At 58.3% G+C, this 16,424-nt stretch carries 9 protein-coding genes; 4 read left to right on the top strand and 5 right to left on the bottom strand.

Annotated features, from left to right (window positions below; translation table 11 throughout):
- Positions 1-173 precede the first annotated feature (173 nt).
- Positions 174-2,411, top strand: a complete 2,238-nt coding sequence (locus tag ACXADJ_RS17665) for a TonB-dependent receptor (protein ID WP_475068592.1) — start codon at positions 174-176, stop codon at positions 2,409-2,411.
- 154 nt (positions 2,412-2,565) lie between these two features.
- A complete protein-coding gene (locus ACXADJ_RS17660; protein ID WP_475068589.1) occupies positions 2,566-3,246 on the top strand; it encodes a Fe2+-dependent dioxygenase in 681 nt (226 codons plus the stop codon).
- A 217-nt stretch (positions 3,247-3,463) separates the two neighbouring features.
- On the opposite strand, the gene ACXADJ_RS17655 is transcribed toward ACXADJ_RS17660, so the two are convergent.
- The 5 genes from ACXADJ_RS17655 to ACXADJ_RS17635 form a co-directional block, all read right to left on the bottom strand.
- Positions 3,464-4,561, bottom strand: a complete 1,098-nt coding sequence (locus ACXADJ_RS17655; RefSeq protein WP_475068587.1) for an alpha-hydroxy acid oxidase — start codon at positions 4,559-4,561, stop codon at positions 3,464-3,466.
- Positions 4,562-4,592: 31 nt separating this feature from the next.
- Positions 4,593-6,182, bottom strand: coding sequence for an NADPH cytochrome P450 oxidoreductase family protein (locus ACXADJ_RS17650; RefSeq protein WP_475068585.1), 1,590 nt, complete (start codon positions 6,180-6,182; stop codon positions 4,593-4,595).
- Positions 6,183-6,214: 32 nt separating this feature from the next.
- Complete coding sequence (locus tag ACXADJ_RS17645; protein WP_475068583.1) at positions 6,215-7,045, bottom strand: DUF4198 domain-containing protein; 831 nt, start codon at positions 7,043-7,045, stop codon at positions 6,215-6,217.
- A 72-nt stretch (positions 7,046-7,117) separates the two neighbouring features.
- On the bottom strand, positions 7,118-7,639 hold the full coding sequence (locus tag ACXADJ_RS17640) for a DUF2271 domain-containing protein (RefSeq protein ID WP_028293616.1): 522 nt from the start codon (positions 7,637-7,639) through the stop codon (positions 7,118-7,120).
- A gap of 187 nt (positions 7,640-7,826) precedes the next feature.
- Complete coding sequence (locus ACXADJ_RS17635) at positions 7,827-8,459, bottom strand: PepSY-associated TM helix domain-containing protein (protein WP_475068581.1); 633 nt, start codon at positions 8,457-8,459, stop codon at positions 7,827-7,829.
- Positions 8,460-8,859: 400 nt separating this feature from the next.
- Here ACXADJ_RS17635 and ACXADJ_RS17630 point away from each other — a divergent pair, with 400 nt between their 5' ends.
- Together ACXADJ_RS17630 and ACXADJ_RS17625 are read left to right on the top strand one after the other, a co-directional pair.
- Positions 8,860-14,334, top strand: coding sequence for a glutamate synthase-related protein (locus ACXADJ_RS17630; RefSeq protein WP_475068579.1), 5,475 nt, complete (start codon positions 8,860-8,862; stop codon positions 14,332-14,334).
- 12 nt (positions 14,335-14,346) lie between these two features.
- Positions 14,347-16,167 carry a sulfite reductase subunit alpha gene (locus ACXADJ_RS17625; RefSeq protein ID WP_475068577.1) on the top strand — a complete coding sequence of 607 codons (1,821 nt, stop codon included), beginning with the start codon at positions 14,347-14,349 and terminating at the stop codon, positions 16,165-16,167.
- Positions 16,168-16,424 lie beyond the last annotated feature (257 nt).

Below are 16,424 nucleotides of genomic sequence, written 5' to 3'. Positions count from 1 at the left end.
CCGCTGGAACGCAGTCGCACAGGTTCGACCGGTTTATTCCGTTTCCGGAACAGAGCCTGTGTGCCAGCAAATAACAATAAAGCGACAATCCGCAAAGAATAACAACAAGCGTAGTCCGCGCCGCAGTAACCGGGGTTGGTAACAGACCCAAAATTAGAATCTGGACGATCATGATGGAAAAGCGTAATCCCACTTCCGGCTGGAAAAAGCAGGCCCTTGCCCTGGCTATCACCGCCGCCATTCCTTCTGCTGGCCTGATGGCTGAAGAAGTTCGCCAACTGCCAACTTCCAAGGCATCTGCCGAAGCCGAAGAAGGCTACAAGGTTGACAAGAGCTCTTCAGTCAAACTGACCCAGCCTATTGCCAAAACACCGAAAACCATCAACGTAATTTCCGGTGAAACCTTGCAAGACCAGGGGGTGACCAGCCTGAACGACGCACTGCGTAACGTATCTGGTGTATCCACCTTTGGTGGTGGTGAAGGCGGCGGCGGCATTGTCTCTGCCAACGACAAGGTCACCATTCGTGGTTTTGACGCCCGTTCCAGCATTTATGTTGATGGCATTCGCGATGTATCCGGCTATAGCCGCGACCTGTTCAATTACGAAAATGTGGAAGTGACCAAGGGGGCAAGTGGTTCTCTGGAAGGTCGTAACACCGGCGGTGGTAGCGTTAACCTGTCCACCAAGCGCGCTAAGCTGGACGACTTTGGTTCTGTAGGCGCTTCCTACGACACTGCCGAGACCAAACGTCTGACACTGGATGGCAACAAACAACTCAGTGACGACACCGCCGCCCGTGTAAACCTGCTTTACAGCGATGGTGGCGATGCCCTGGACAACGGCGTTGAAAACTACAAAACCGTCGCCGGTGCAGCGTCTGTACTGTTCCAGGCCAGCGAACAAACCAGCATGACGCTGGATGCCATGGTCATGAAGCAGGACAACGTGCCAGTGATCGGCCTGCCATTTGTGACTGAAAATGCAGCAGCAGCCACCGGTCTGGAAGAAGGTCCAATCAGCTCGTCTGACTGGGATGAGTACTACAGCGTCAAAGGTCGCGACTACGAAGAAGTCGACACCAAAATGCTGACGCTGACGATCAACCACGAGCTCAACGAATTCACCACCCTGCGCTCTCAGACCCGCTTTGGTAAAAACGATAAGGAATCGGTGATCGGCCGTCCATGGTGGGGCGACAGCAACACCAAACTGAACGCATCACGCCTGCAGGCCACGGACGAGAGCAATAAGCTGTTCGTGACCCAACTGGACGCCATCATTGCCTTGGGCGCTGATGACTTTACCCAGGACATCGTTATTGGTGCTGAATACGCCAAAGAAGAGTCCACCGACTACGGCGTGACCGCAGACTACACCTACACAGGTGGCGTTCAGGGTTCAGACAGCACCGATACCACGCCATACATCGACCCACTGGACCCGGCTTCCAACACCGTACGCGCCACAGGCGGACTGGTACGCAATGGCAATGACACCACAGGCGATGCACGCACTCTGGCCGTTTATGCCTTCGACACACTGAAGTTTGGCAGCAACTTCCAGCTCGACATCAACGCCCGTTACGACCGTTTCAAAATGACCGGCGAAACCTGCTCCGGCCGCAGCACCGTGACCTGCTATACCGGCCTGGACGCGTCCAACAATTTCTTCAGTTATGGCGTTGCTGCCAGCTGGTTGCCGACCGAAACCGGTTCTGTGTATCTGAGCTATGCCAACTCCAAGCAGCCACCGGGCACCAACCTGGCATTGAGCAGTAGTGAAGAGCGTAACAATTTGGAACCACAGCAAACCAAAACCCTGGAATTGGGCAGCAAATGGGAGTTGTTCGACGAGCGCCTGCTGCTGACCGCCGCCGCCTTCCGTACCACCAAGTCCACGGAGGACAGCGAACGCATCACCGATGAGAGTGGTACTACCACCCGCTACTACTACGTGACTGGTGAACAGCAATCGAAAGGGTTTGAACTGGGTGCGGTGGGTAACATCACTGAAAACCTGGCCATCAATGCCAGCTACACCAGCCTGGATACTGAAGTCACCGAAGACCTGACCGAAGAATCCGAAGGCCTCGGCCTGCAAAGCTCACCAGACGACACCGCCAGCCTGTGGATCAGCTACACCGGCATGGATGACCGTCTGACGCTGGGTGCGGGTGGTAACTACAACTCCGGTGAAACCTACTGGCGTCGTAACACCGCCTACTTCACCGTAGATGCCTACACCCTGTGGTCGGCAATGGCGGCTTATCAGGCAACCGATGCACTGAAACTGCAAGTGAACATCGACAACCTGACTGACGAAGAATACATCACCGACTACAGCGCCAAAGGCCACTTCAAGCCAGGCAACCCACGCAGCATCAAAGGCAGCCTGACCTACAACTTCTGATAGGCCAGTGCGGATAGCCAGCCCGGACGCAGCCGCTGTTGATAGCTCATTAGCAGCTGCGGTTGTGGGTTGGCCAACAAGGACGTTGCTGTAACACTGTCCGGATCAGGTTATCTTGGTCCGGATATTTTTTTGGGTGCTTCAGGGAACAGCCATGCTGATACGTATTCCACAACTGATCAGCCGCGAACAGATCGCGGAAGCCCGAGCCTTGCTGGAAGCAGCCGACTGGGTCGATGGTGCGGCGACAGCGGGTCATCAGGCGCAACTGGCCAAGCGTAACCTGCAACTGCCCGACGACAGCCCGGAAGCACGCCAGCTGGGCGACTTTATTCTGGCCTGCCTTGGCCAATCACAAACCTTTATGGCGGCGGCGCTGCCAAACAAGATTTTCCCGCCGATGTTCAACTGCTATCAGGGCGGCGGCGAATACGGCTTTCATGTCGATAACACCATCCGCCGGGTGCCTGGTACATCGGTGAAAGTCCGTACGGATTTGTCGATGACGGTGTTCTTTTCAGATCCGGATGAATATGAAGGCGGTGAACTGGAAGTGCTCGACACCTACGGCGAGCAGAAAGTGAAGTTTGCCGCTGGTGACGCGGTGCTGTACCCGTCCACCAGCATGCACCGGGTAACGCCCGTTACCCAAGGCCGCCGACTGGCCTCCTTCTTCTGGATACAAAGCCTGATCCGCAGCGACGACCAGCGTCGCACCCTTTACGACCTCGACCTCAGCATTCAGGCCATCACCGCCCAAAACCCCGATAACCCGGAACTGGTGCGGCTATCCGGCGTTTACCACAAACTGCTGCAACAGTGGTCGGAGACGTAAGAAGGTCTGGGGTCTGGGGTCTGGGGTCTGGGGTCTGGGGTCTGGGGTCTGAGGTCTGAGGTCTGAGGTCTGAGGTCTGAGGTCTGAGGTCTGAGGTCTGAGGTCTGAGGTCTGAGGTCTGAGGTCTGAGGTCTGAGGTCTGGACAACATTGTGGGAGAGAGCTTGCTCTCGATAGCCATCATCGACAGCAAGCTACACCCTACTCAACTGCCCGCATCAAAACGTCGGATAACGCACCAAATCAGGGGTGATATCGGCCAAACTGGCGCAACCACACAACGCCATGGTGAGCTCCAGCTCATCCCTTAACAGCCGCAAGGTATGGGCGACACCCAGGGCTCCTGCGGTCGCCAGACCGTACATCACCGGTCGGCCAATCATCACCGCATCAGCCCCCAAGGCTAACGCTTTCACCACGTCGCCACCACGGCGAATACCACTGTCGACAATCAAGGGCACACGGCCTTGCACCTGTTCGGCGATGTCCGGCAACACCTCTATCGGGTTCGGCAAGCCATCCAGCGTGCGGCCACCATGATTCGACAGCACCAGCCCATCAATACCCTGCGCCAGCGCCTTGTCGACATCCTGTGGATTGGTGATGCCTTTCAGAATAATCGGCAGCTGTGTCTGCTGTCGCAGCCATTGAATATCCGCCCAGCGTGGCGCTTGTGCCATCAGTCCCTGAAACACCCGGCTGTCGCCCTGCTGGATTTGCACCGGTACCGCTGGTGCGGTGACATTCACCGCCCGTACGTCTGCGGGTAACTGAAAGCCTGCCCGCTGCTCGCGGTTGCGCAATCCATTAACAGGGGCATCCACAGTAACCATCAAAGCCCGGTAACCGGCCTGTTCGGCGCGTCGAACCAGCGCCAGGGTGTGTTCCCGCTCGCTTTGAAAATACAGCTGAAACCAGCGCGGTCCGTCGCAATGTTCGGCCACCTCTTCCAGGCTCTGACTGGCCAGCGTGCTCAAACAAAATACCGCGTCCTGAGCCGCAGCCGCCATGGCTGAAGCAATTTCACCGTCCGGATGTGCCAGCTTTTGGTAAGCCACCGGCGCCACCAGAATCGGGTGCGCCAAGCGCTGGCCCAGCAGCGTCAGTTCGGTGTTGCCCTTGGATACATCGGCCAACACCCGACTATTGAGTTGCAGCCGGTTGTAGATGCTCAGGTTACGTTGAAAGGTGACTTCGTCGGCAGAACCGCCATGAATGTATGCCCACGCCTGCTCGGTCAGATTGCGCTGGGCATAGGCTTGATAGTCGGACAGCGACGCCAGATCGGGCGGAATCTGGTTAAGGTAGGAAGGCATGTCGGTTCCTGATGCTGATTACAAATAAGAATCAGTATACATCCCGACGATAGCGACCGCTCGTATCCAGATCATCCACATAGTCATCGCCGAAGCCGGCCCGCAACACCTGATCCACGCCTTTGGCCATGCCTGCACGGCTGCCACACACATAGATCATGGCACCGTCGTCGAGCCACTGTTTCAGCGTATCCAGCTGCTGTTCAATGGCGTGTTGCACATAGCCGTGCCACAGCTGACCACCGCATTCGGCAAAACCAGCAGGGTTAGCAGCATCAACAGGGGTCTGTTGCAGCTGCTCGATGGTGCTGCGGGAAAAGGCCAGATCAAGCCGGCTCAGGGTATCGTTTTGCAGCCAGGCCGACATTTCATCGTGCCACAGCGCGTCGTGCTCCAGGCTGCGCTCACCAAAAATCAGCCAGTGGCGCGCCTGCGCCAGACCTTCACGCTGCTTCAGGTGCGCTCTGAGCCCTGCCAAGCCGGTGCCATTACCAATCAGAATCATCGGAACATCGGCTGCCGGGCTGTGGAAATTGGGGTTGTGGATAATCTCAAAGCGGGCGGCATCACCGCTTGCCAACGACGAGGTCAACAAGCCACTGCCCAAACCGGGCTGACGTGGCTGATTGCCTTTGGGCGGATGAAACTGCTGTCGCACCAGCAACCGCAGTGTGCCTTCGGATGGCAAACTGGCAAGGGTGTAGTCACGATGCTGCCAACTACCGTCAGCCGCTGGCAGGTGCAAGCGGGCAACATCACCGGCTTGCCACTGTAATGCCCGTTCAGGCTCTACAGGCAAGGCAAAGTCGATCTGGTAAATACCTTCGCCCAACGTGCCTTCGTTCAAACACTGGCGCTCGAGCAGCGTTAATGACGTTGGTTCAGGGGCGGAACCAGAACCGGAGCTCGAAGTGCTTTGGGAAACCTCTTCAACAGCCCCCTGACCAGAGCCCGCCAAAGACACCGCATCAAACGGCAAATCGGGATAAACAGAGGCAGCGGCGGCCAACTGTTGATAAAACAGGTCGATATCGGCGGGGTTCAAATCGTCCACACACACCGCATCAAACAGAGGAGTAGCACCCGCCTGTTGCAACGCTTGCTGAAGCGTCAGACCAAAAGCGCAATAGTGGGGATAACTGACATCACCCAACGCCATGACGGCAAAGCGGGTATTCGCCAAACGGCGGTCAGCGTGCTCGGCCGTAAGGCCTGAACGGTTCAAGTGAGTCAGAAAACGCGCGCCATTGTCTGGCGCGTCGCCTTCGCCGGTGGTGCTGGCAAACACCAGCACATCGGCATTTTGCAGCCGCTCCGGAAGCAGCTGGTTCAGCGTCAGCAAGCGGCTCGACTGAGCGCCAAGCTGCTGCTGACAGGCTTGCGCCAGAGTGCGGGCATGACCACTTTCACTGGCGTACGCCAATAACAATGGACGCCCGTTAGTGGCAGTTTGCGACGCCGTCTGCGAGCTACTGACAGGGCTGTCGCCAGCCGCCATAAAGCCCAGCAGGGTGGGCCAACGTTCGGCCAACGCCTCACGATAGCTCCAACCGGTAAACACCAGCCAGGCAGCAATCAATCCCGCTGCCTGCCATTCGGCGACGCTCACCCCAAACCCCATCACTCCAGCTCTCCCGGATCAGTTCAACGCCATTATTCTGGCAGGACTTCCAGCACCAGAGAGTAGCTGCCCTTGCGCTCAGTAGCTGGCGCCTTGGCTTTGTTGTCTTCGTACTCGGCTTCCATGAAGTAGCGACCGGCACCACGCCATTCAACGGTGATTTCACCCTTGGCGTTGGTTTTGGCTTCAATGCTGTCCTGATCGTCGCGGTAGCGAGTGCCTTCACGCACCAGTACAACGTCAGCGCCTTTAACCGGCTTGCCATCCATCAGGAACACAAACGTGGCTTCTTCACCGGCGTACAGATCGTTCGGGTGCGTCAGTGGCTTCATTTCAAAGCCTTTGCCAGACACCTTCATGGCGTTGTCGGATGGCGTACCGTTGGTCACAAAGGTTTCCAGACGACGGGAGAACTGGCTTACGGTCAGGCCGTCGGCTTTCTTTGGAACCACTTTGTCGAACTCGGCCTGATCAAACGCCTGACCACGACCCGGGTACATCTGACGCTTGCCATCGGCGTCTTTCCACATCGCACGCATGCCCTGGGATGCAGTGAACACACGGTAGGTGCCTTGCTGCTTCAGCGTCACGTCGAACACGCCGCGGTAACGCAGCTTGGCACCGTTTTCTACCTCAACGCTGCTGCCATCCGGGGCGGTCACCTGGAACTGTTTTGGGTCCAGGGCAAAATGGTCGAAGTTAAAAATTTCGTTGGATACCGCAGCATCGAAGGTAGCAATCGGTTTCTCACCCGAGAAAGACGCTGCATCCGGCAGCAACCAGGCGCGGTGGGCATTGACCTGAGAGGCCATCAGGGTGGCACCGGCAAGAACGACGGCGCTCATCAGTTTGATCGGTTTCATACGTGCTCCTTTTGAAAAATTGGCAGTCAAGGACCGCCAAGCGGTCCTTGTGATCGGCTTATGGTGCTGTATTTAAGGCTCGATGCTCAGAGCCACTTCACCCAGCTCCTTGGAGCCGCTTTTGGATGCTGTGAAGGCCTTGTCGACAGGCCAGCTGAACGGAATCGAGATCAGCTCACGGCCGCCCACTTCACGAGCCGCTTCCACACGCAGCTGGTAGTTACCCGCTGGCAGGTCTTTCAAACGGGCGTCAGAGGCTTCAAAGCTGATGTCGTATTTGCCCGGGCCACGGGTCGCTGCGGTGATGCCGTCTACCGGCATATCCAGCTCACGACCGCTTTTACGCCACCACTGACGCATGTCTTTCAGCCACTTGTTGCCCTTGTTGTTTTCCATACCGGCGTCGTACCAGACTTCCAGGTTGGTCACCTCGCGGTTGTCCTTGTTTTCCAGCCAGATCGCCACGTAAGGCTTGTGGTATTCGGCCACGGACAGTTCAGGGATCTCGACACCAACGCGCAATTCAGCGGCACTGGCGTGCAGCGCAAACAAACCGGAGGCTGCGCCGAGCAACAAGGGTTTTACGAATGACATAAGACTTCCTTACGAACAATGAATTGAATAGAAGCGGATCTGGAATCGGCAAAACGCCGGTCACGTTATTGAGAATCAATATCAAATGCAAGGTTAACGTTGCGTTAACAAATTACCTCTATCTCACCAACGCAGCGGCCCGCCTGATGAACAATTGCTGACAAACTCTTTATCGCTTACAAACGGCTTAATGAATCGACAGCACAATCACCAATAGCGGAATCACCACCCCCAGCGTCACCATCGGCCAGGTGCCGGGACGAGTGCGGGCATAACGCACCAACAGCCACATACCGCTGAGGGAAAACACCAGGCAGGTAATGGAAAACACATCCAGAAACCAGCTCCAGGCAGTGCCGGTATTGCGGCCCTTGTGCAGGTCATTCAGGAACGACACGGTGCCGCGATCGGTGCGCTCGTAAATCAATTCGCCGTATTCCAGATCAATGCTCAGCCAGGCATCGCCACCCGGGCGCGGCAGCCCCAGATACACTTCCGAGCCGTCCCATTCGGCATCGGACGCGGGAATGTCGAGGTCGTGGTTTTGCCGTAACCACTCACGTACCGCCAAAGGCAGCGGGCCTTCATCACGGTCTTCCATCAAGCTCAGCAAGCCGGGCGAAAGCTCCGTTTCAACCGTGGTGACCACCGGCTCGGCGGGAATATGCGCCGCGTTATTCAGGGTAATGCCGGTGACGGCAAACAGGATCATACCCACCAGACACAGGGCCGAACTGACCCAGTGCCACTGGCGCAACAGATTCAGCGAAATGGACTTGGCCGTTGGCCAGGCAGGTGCAGTATTCACAGGATCAGACATCGCAGGGCAATCATCACAGCACAATGAAAAGGAAACGCAGACTAGCAGCTCATGGGTTGAATGAGAAACTCTCTCAGTTTTAAAACAGAGCGTTTTGGTCACAGAGCCGTCATGCAAGGCCAGGGACCCTTTGAATAACCCAGCACCCGCTCTACTGACCACCCAACCAGCATGTTCCACTAAAAGCCCGCCAGATTCAGTCTTTTCCACTGCCTTCATCGCCCAAAAAGCCGATATCACTCTTACCTAAATGCAAATTATTTGCATTAGTGTTTTTGCATTTGTATCCTGCTGCGCCCCGTGAGGGCCTGGGACCCCATACAAACGCAACTCTGGTGCCAGCCAGACCCGCAAGAAACGCCAATTGCTGGCGTTCGTCAGTTACGGAGATTTGACTCAGATGCGAACGTTATATAACCCGAATCAGGAGCATTCGAGCTGCGGCGTAGGCTTTATTACTAACAAGCACAGCCAGCAGACCCACGAACTGCTGGAACTTGCCCATCAGGCGCTGTGCAAGATTCCGCACCGTGGCGGCATGAGCTCTGAAGGCATTGGCGATGGCGCCGGTGTCAATGTGGATATTTCAGTCAACTTCTACCGTTACCTGACCGGCAACGACGCGCTGCAATACGGCGATTTCGGGGTAGCCAACTTCTTTTATCCCCGCAATCCACTGCTGCACGATGAAGCCGAGCAAATCATCAACAAGGCCCTGCGCGATCATGGCCTGCCGGTATTAATGTGGCGCGATGTGCTGGTAAACGGCAAAGCCCTCAACAAGGCCAGCCAACAGGCGCAGCTGTCGATCCGTCAGGTGGTGTTCAGCCGCCCGCAAGAACTGGCCGAACAAGCCGACTTTGAAGCCCGTATTAACGCTGCGCTGCTGGATATTGAATACCCGGCATTTACCCGCCCGGAGCTGGCCGGTTTTTACCCGCTGTCGATGAGCAGCTACACCCAGGTATATAAAGGTCGCTTGAACAGCTGGGAGGTGATTCCCTACTTCCGCGATCTGACTCACCCGGAACACCACATTCATACGCTGTTTTTCCACACCCGCTTCTCCACCAACACGGCGCCGAACCCGATGTTTGCGCAGCCGTTCCGGCGCATGGCCCACAACGGCGAGTTGAACACCGACAAGAAAAACCGCCTCAGCGAAGACGCCATTGCCCGCCTTAAAGGTGAAGAAGTGATCTTTCCGGATGGCCAGTCGGACTCTGCCCGCCTCGACCAGACCTTCGCCCGCCGCATTACCGAAGACGGCATGGACATTGTGCACGCGGCACTGGCGATGATGCCGCCAGCGTGGGAAAACGACGCCGACCTCAACGACGACGTGCGTGCCATGCTGGAGTATTTCAGCCTCTCGGAAGAAAAGAACGACGGCCCGGCAGCACTGATTTTTGGTGATGGCATCAAGGTGGGTGCGCGTCTCGACCGCCTTGGCTTGCGACCACTGCGCACGGTAGAAACCCACGACTATTTCGCGGTGATGAGTGAAGCCGGCCAGATCGACTTCAACCCTGAAGATGTACTGCGCCGGGGCCGCATTGAAGCCGGTGGCATGGTGGTGTTCGACCACCGCCAACAGCGCATTCTGGAAAATGACGAGGTGCTGCAACAACTGGCTCAGGCGCAGGATTACAAAGCCTTGCTGGCCAATGCCCGCATCAATCTGGCGGAGCTGCCAGAGCAACCTCTGGCAGCCTTTCAGGACCTTTGCGAGCTGAAAGTATCCGCCCGTCACGTGGCCTACAGCCTCAACCAGGAAAGCTTCAAGTTCATGCTCGACCCCATGCTGCAAAGCGGCATGGAGAAAATCTCGGCAATGGGGTACGGCCTTGCGCCCAATGCGCTGAATGCCGAAGAAGGCGGTATGTCGCGCTACTTCAGCCAGCGCTTTGCCCAGGTCACCAACCCGCCGCTGGACAGCATTCGCGAAGCCGACGGCATGACCTTGCGAGTGGCTCTGGGCCCCAAGCCCGGTTTCAGCCAAAGCGACAATCCCGGCCGCCAGCTGGTGATTCCGTCACCTATTTTGCAACCCCAGCAGCTGCTGCAAATCTATGCCCAGCAGGAACTGCGGATTGAAACCATCGCCACCCTGTATGAAGCCGACAGTGACAACCCCGAGCGCAACCGCAGCAACCTGCTGGAAGCCCTCGAACGAGTGTGCAGTCATGCCGAAGCCGCCGCCCGTTCACGCTACGACGTGATTGTGCTGAGCGACCAGAACATCAGCATGCTGGATGCCGCGCTGCCCGCCATCATGGTGATTTCCGCCGTCAACCAGCGACTGATTCGTCAGGGCCTGCGCTTTAATGCCAGCGTGGTGTACCTCACCGGTCAGGCTGCCAGCACCCACGACATTGCCTGCCTGTTGGGCTTTGGTGCTGCCGCCGTATGTCCGCTGAGTGTGTACCACCGCGCTCAGGAACTGGCCGCTGATCAGGCCGGTGTACAAACCGCACTGAACAAGTTCCAGAAAGCGGTCGAAAAAGCATTGATGAAAACCATGGGCAAATTCGGCCTGTGTACCGCCGAAAGCTACATTGGCGGTGAGTTTTTCGAAGCCAACTTTATTGATACCGCCGACCCGGTACTGGCACCGGTATTCCCTAACATTCATTCGCCAGTGGGCGGCGTGCAGTTTGCCGACATTGCCCAAAGCTGCGCCGACTGGCACAGCCGCGTGCGTTCGGTACAGCAGGAAAACGAGATCCCGCTGCTGGGCTTGTTCAAGGAACGTGCGGAAGGCGCTGGACATGCGTTCGGCACCACCGCCGTCCGCGAATACGTCAACATGACCGAAGAGGCCATTCAGTACACCGGCTCGCTACAGAACGAACAGCCACACCCAGAACAGCCAAACAGCGAACAGCCAGAAGACGAGCCGCGCATCACCCCACCGGCGGAAACCGCGCATCTGGACCTTGGCTACAGCGCCCGTACCCCGGAGCAAATCAACCGGGCCGGTATTACCCCGGCCTACCGGGAGTTCCAGCGCGAACTGTACGCCGAACGCGAACAGCGGCCAGCCACCCTGCGCGATGTATTGAGCTTGCCGCTCGACTTCAACAGCGCCAACACCGCAGCAGAATTTGCCGCCTTGCTGACCCGCTACAACCCGCGCGGCAACCTCAACTACAGCGTTCAGGGCCTGCACACCGAACGGGTGGCCGACCGCGACTGGCAGCTAACGCTGGATAACGCCAGCAAGGATCGCTACGCCGCGTTGCTGAGCGCCCTTAGCGATACCTTCGGCAACGACGTCAGCAGCATTGCCTCGTCGAAAAAAGTGCCGGGTAAACACGTACGTGCCAACGGCAAAGCCGCCGAATACCTCGCCATGCTGGTGTACGCCCCGTCGGCCATCGCCCTTGAGAAAGTTCAGCCCGCCGCTGAAATCACCGCCTGTCTGGCATCCGGCGCCATGAGTCACGGGGCACTGGTCGCCCGTGCCCATGAAGCCGTGGCACAGGGCACAAACATTGCCGGTGCCATGAGCAACTCCGGCGAAGGCGGCGAAAGCTCACGCCGTTACAACAGCGTCAAAGCCAGCAAGATCAAGCAGTTTGCCTCCGGTCGCTTCGGTGTCTGGACTGGCTATCTGGCCGACCCGTCGCTGCAGGAAATTGAAATCAAGATCGCCCAGGGCGCCAAGCCCGGCGAAGGTGGCCAGCTGCCATCACCCAAGGTGAATGTCGAAATCGCCGCTGCCCGTGGCGGTACGCCGGGGGTGGAACTGGTGTCGCCACCGCCACACCACGACACCTATTCCATTGAAGACCTCGGCCAGCTGATTCACGACGCCAAAGCCGCCCGCGTGCGGGTCATCGTCAAGCTGGTGTCGTCGGAAGGGGTCGGCACCATCGCGGTGGGTGTGGCCAAGGCCGGCGCCGACGTCATCAATATTGCCGGTAACACCGGCGGTACCGGTGCCGCCCAGGTAACCTCGCTGAAAAACACCGGCCGGGCAGCCGACCTCGGCATTGCCGAAGTGCATCAGGCGCTGGCTGAAAACGGCCTCCGTGAAAAAGTGGTACTGCGTTGTTCCAATGCCCACCAGACTGGCCTCGACGTGGTGAAATCCGCCATTCTGGGGGCCGACTCGTTCGAGTTTGGCACCACCGCCCTGATGATGCTGAAGTGCGTAATGGCGAAAAACTGCAACATCAAATGCCCGGCGGGTCTGACCACCAATGCTGAGATGTACGCTGGTGACCCTCGGGCGCTGGCGCAGTATTTCATCAACATAGCCCACGACACCCGCGAAGTGCTGGCGCAACTGGGCTTCAAATCCCTGCGCGCCGTGCGGGGCCAAACCTGGCTGCTGAACCTGATTGACCACCCGGCCATGGTGGGCCAGCTGGATATGTCGGCGATGCTGCGCGAAGTGCAGGAAATCCAGATTGCCAAGCCGGTGTATCTGGAAGCCAACTTTGAGCCGGACGACCGCTTCCTGACCGAGTTCCAGTCGCTGTTCATCGACCAGCAACGCAGCAACATCCAGATTGCCGGACCCAAGCTCAACAACTGCAACAAAACCGTCGGCGGTCAGTTTTCGATTGATATCGAACGACTGCTGAACTACGGCCTCGATGTTGCTCAGCAGCAGGCGCACCCGGCCATCCAGCAACTGGCTAACGGCCGCAAGGTACTGGCCCGCGACAGCGTCACCGTCAACACCCACAACTCTGCCGGCCAAAGTTTTGCGGCCTTCAACAACAGCGGCGTGATCATGGATCACAGCGGCACCTGTAACGACGGCGTCGGCAAAGGTGCCTCCGGTGGTGTCATTATTGTCCGCGACCCAACCCCGGCAACCGAAACACTGAACGAAAACGTACTGGTGGGTAACTTCGCCCTGTTCGGCGCTACCGGCGGCGAGCTGTACGTACAAGGCCAGGCCGGTGACCGCTTTGGCGTACGTAACTCCGGTGCGGTCGCTGTGGTGGAAGGGGTTGGCGACTTCTGCTGCGAGTACATGACCAACGGCAGCATCGTCAATCTGGGCGGCTACGGCAAAGGTCTGGGCAATGGTATGAGTGGCGGTACCGCCTACCAGTACGACCCGCAACACCGGGTTGCTGAACGTTGCAGCCAGGATTCCGTGGTGGCTTTCTGCCTCAATGAAGACAACGAGCTGGCCCGCGGTCAGGAGCAAGCACTGCGCTGGCACCTGCAACAGCACCAGCAGCGCACCGGCTCAGCGCTGGCGCAACAGCTGCTGGACAACTGGGACAGTGCCCGCAATGACTTCTATTACCTGATTCCGCGCTCGCTGCTGGCTTACCACCGCGCCGAACCGATCCGCCACAGCATGAACCGCAAGGCGATGATCGACGAGCTGGCCAGTGGCAGTGCCGAGCGTCAGCTGGAAAACCTCAAGGAAGCCTACCAACAGCCACACTGCAAGGGCCTGTTTGACGGTCGGGTGCCGACCTACGGTGACACCGACAGCCCGCTGATGCTGCACATGATCAACGCCGCTGGCGCCTTGCGCCGGGCACTGGAGTGCGCGCAAAAAACCGACCCTCAACAGACCGATGCGCGGGTGCCCGAACTGATTGAACAGCAAGACAAAAAACTGCTGGATGCCCTCACCAAGGACGCCAGCAACGCCCTGAGCGACTACGACGAAGACGCCCTGGCCTGCCTGCTGGCGCACAAGCGCCTGAGCGACTATCAGGACTCCTTACGCCGCCGCGAAGTCTGGGATACCCAGGCATTGGGCACCAGCGTCTGGATTCTGGAATGCCAGCGCATCAACCGCCAGCAACTGGCGCAATTCCCAGCCTTTGACCTCAAGCTGGCGCAGCAATACGCCAGCCTGTTGGCCGAAGCAGCTCGTGCTGCGGCCGCCTGACGGAGAAGTATGATGACCAATACCAACACCAATCTGAATCCATCCGCCAACGCGGCTCAGCAACCGGACGCCGTACAGGTGCCAGGCTTACCGGCCAACCTGCCGTTCAACAGCGACCAGCAACACTGGCTGGCCGGTTTTATGGCAGGCCTGCACAACCGCCTGCTGGTGAATGAACAAAGCGCCGTGGCCGTCGCCCCTGTTGCTGCCGTGCAGCAAAAGCCGCTGACCATTATCTATGGCTCCCAGACCGGTAACGCCGAAAGCATGGCCGAGCTGGCCGCCGAGCAAGCCAGCACCCACGGCATGCTGGCCAGCGTCAAGGACATGGACGACGTCAGCCTTGCCGAACTGGCCCAGGCTGAACGCCTGTTAGTAGTCACCAGCACCTATGGCGAAGGCGAAATGCCCGACAACGCCCAGATGCTGTGGGACGCCATCAGCAGCGACGACGCGCCCTCCTTCGCCAACACCTTCTTCTCGGTCCTGGCGCTGGGCGACACCAGCTACGACGGTTTCTGTGTCGCCGGTCAATTGTGGGATCAGCGACTGCAGCAATTGGGTGGCCAACGGGTGGCCGACCGGGTCGACTGCGACGTCGATTTTGAAGCCCCGGCACAGAGCTGGATTGACGCCGTACTGCCAGAGATTTCCAGCCGTGGCGATCAGGCCGCAGCCGCGGTCTCGACCGCTTCGGAAGCGCCCCTGAAAGCCAAGTCCAAATTCAACCGCCAGAACCCGCTGCAAGCGGTGCTGAGCCGCAAGGCAGTACTGACCGGCGACGCGTCCAGCAAGCAGATTTGTCACTTTGAATTCAATCTGGGGGATTCCGGCGAATACTACGACGCCGGTGACGCCCTCAACCTGATTCCGCACAACCGCGCCGACCTGGTCGACGAGCTGCTGCAACGGCTGAACAGCAACGCCGAACAGTCCGTTAACGGCCAGCCACTGCGCACCTTGCTGACCGAGCAGCTGGAAATCCGCACGCCGTCGAAAGAGTTACTGGCACGACTGGCGCAAGCCGAAGGTGCTGAAGCCGCCAAGCTCAAACAACTGTTGGACAGCGACGACAACGAGCCGCTGAATGACTATTTATGGGGCAAGGACGTGGTCGATCTGCTGACGCTGATTCCGGCCAATCTGGATGGCGACGAATTCGTCAGCCTCAGCAAGCCGCTGGCACCACGGGCCTACTCGATTTCATCGAGCATCAACAAACACGCCAACGAAGTCCACCTGACCATCGGCAGCGTGCGCTACCACAGCAACGGCCGCGACCATAACGGCGTGTGCTCGACCTGGCTGGCCGACGAACTGGATGAAGGCGCCAAGGTCTCCTGCTACTTCGCACCGAACAAGCACTTCGCCGTACCGCAGGACGACAGCCTGCCAATCATCATGGTTGGCCCGGGAACCGGCATCGCGCCGTTCCGCTCGTTCCTGGAAGAACGTGAAATGCGCGAAGCCCGGGGCGACAACTGGCTGTTCTTTGGCGACCGCAACGCCGCCTCCGACTTTATTTATCGCGAGGAACTGGAAGGCTGGCAACAATCCGGCTTGCTGACCCGACTCGACCTCGCCTTCTCACGGGATCAGGCCGAGAAAATCTACGTGCAAGACCGCATGCTGGAACACGGCAAGGAACTGTTCGAGTGGTTTGAACGAGGCGCCTACTTTTACATCTGCGGCGATGCCTACCGCATGGCCAAGGACGTCGACGCCGCCCTGCACCAATTGGTGGCCGAACACGGCGGCTTCAGCGAAGCCGACGCCGTAGCCTATGTGAATAACCTCAAGAGCCAGAAGCGCTACGTCCGCGACGTGTACTGAGCCTTACGGCAATCCACCAGCCGCCTCTTGTTTAGTACCCTGAACAAGAGGCAGCGGCCGGGCGACAGCGGCAGGGTTCTTCACTTAATAGCCCGCCGTTCCCCGATTGACAGAGAAGCCCCGACCATCATGCTAGTTTGCAGAGCTATCTGCAGAATACCGCCTGGCCATGCGCCTTTCGGAAGTCTGCACGCTCTGACCGGCACATCCTTCACACCGATCAGATCGCTGCTATCCATTGTGTACGGTTAACAAGA

This window comes from Oceanobacter sp. ABM4_470, from assembly GCF_056158645.1.
This window is presented reverse-complemented; position numbering and strand designations above follow the sequence as displayed.

What these genes read in the sequence shown, in the direction of transcription:
- ACXADJ_RS17665 (WP_475068592.1), top strand. Translation starts at nt 174, where the DNA reads ATGGAAAAGCGTAATCCCACTTCCGGCTGGAAAAAGCAGGCCCTTGCC.
- ACXADJ_RS17660 (WP_475068589.1), top strand. Translation starts at nt 2,566, where the DNA reads ATGCTGATACGTATTCCACAACTGATCAGCCGCGAACAGATCGCGGAA.
- ACXADJ_RS17655 (WP_475068587.1), bottom strand. Translation starts at nt 4,561, where the DNA reads ATGCCTTCCTACCTTAACCAGATTCCGCCCGATCTGGCGTCGCTGTCC.
- ACXADJ_RS17650 (WP_475068585.1), bottom strand. Translation starts at nt 6,182, where the DNA reads ATGGGGTTTGGGGTGAGCGTCGCCGAATGGCAGGCAGCGGGATTGATT.
- ACXADJ_RS17645 (WP_475068583.1), bottom strand. Translation starts at nt 7,045, where the DNA reads ATGAAACCGATCAAACTGATGAGCGCCGTCGTTCTTGCCGGTGCCACC.
- ACXADJ_RS17640 (WP_028293616.1), bottom strand. Translation starts at nt 7,639, where the DNA reads ATGTCATTCGTAAAACCCTTGTTGCTCGGCGCAGCCTCCGGTTTGTTT.
- ACXADJ_RS17635 (WP_475068581.1), bottom strand. Translation starts at nt 8,459, where the DNA reads ATGTCTGATCCTGTGAATACTGCACCTGCCTGGCCAACGGCCAAGTCC.
- ACXADJ_RS17630 (WP_475068579.1), top strand. Translation starts at nt 8,860, where the DNA reads ATGCGAACGTTATATAACCCGAATCAGGAGCATTCGAGCTGCGGCGTA.
- ACXADJ_RS17625 (WP_475068577.1), top strand. Translation starts at nt 14,347, where the DNA reads ATGACCAATACCAACACCAATCTGAATCCATCCGCCAACGCGGCTCAG.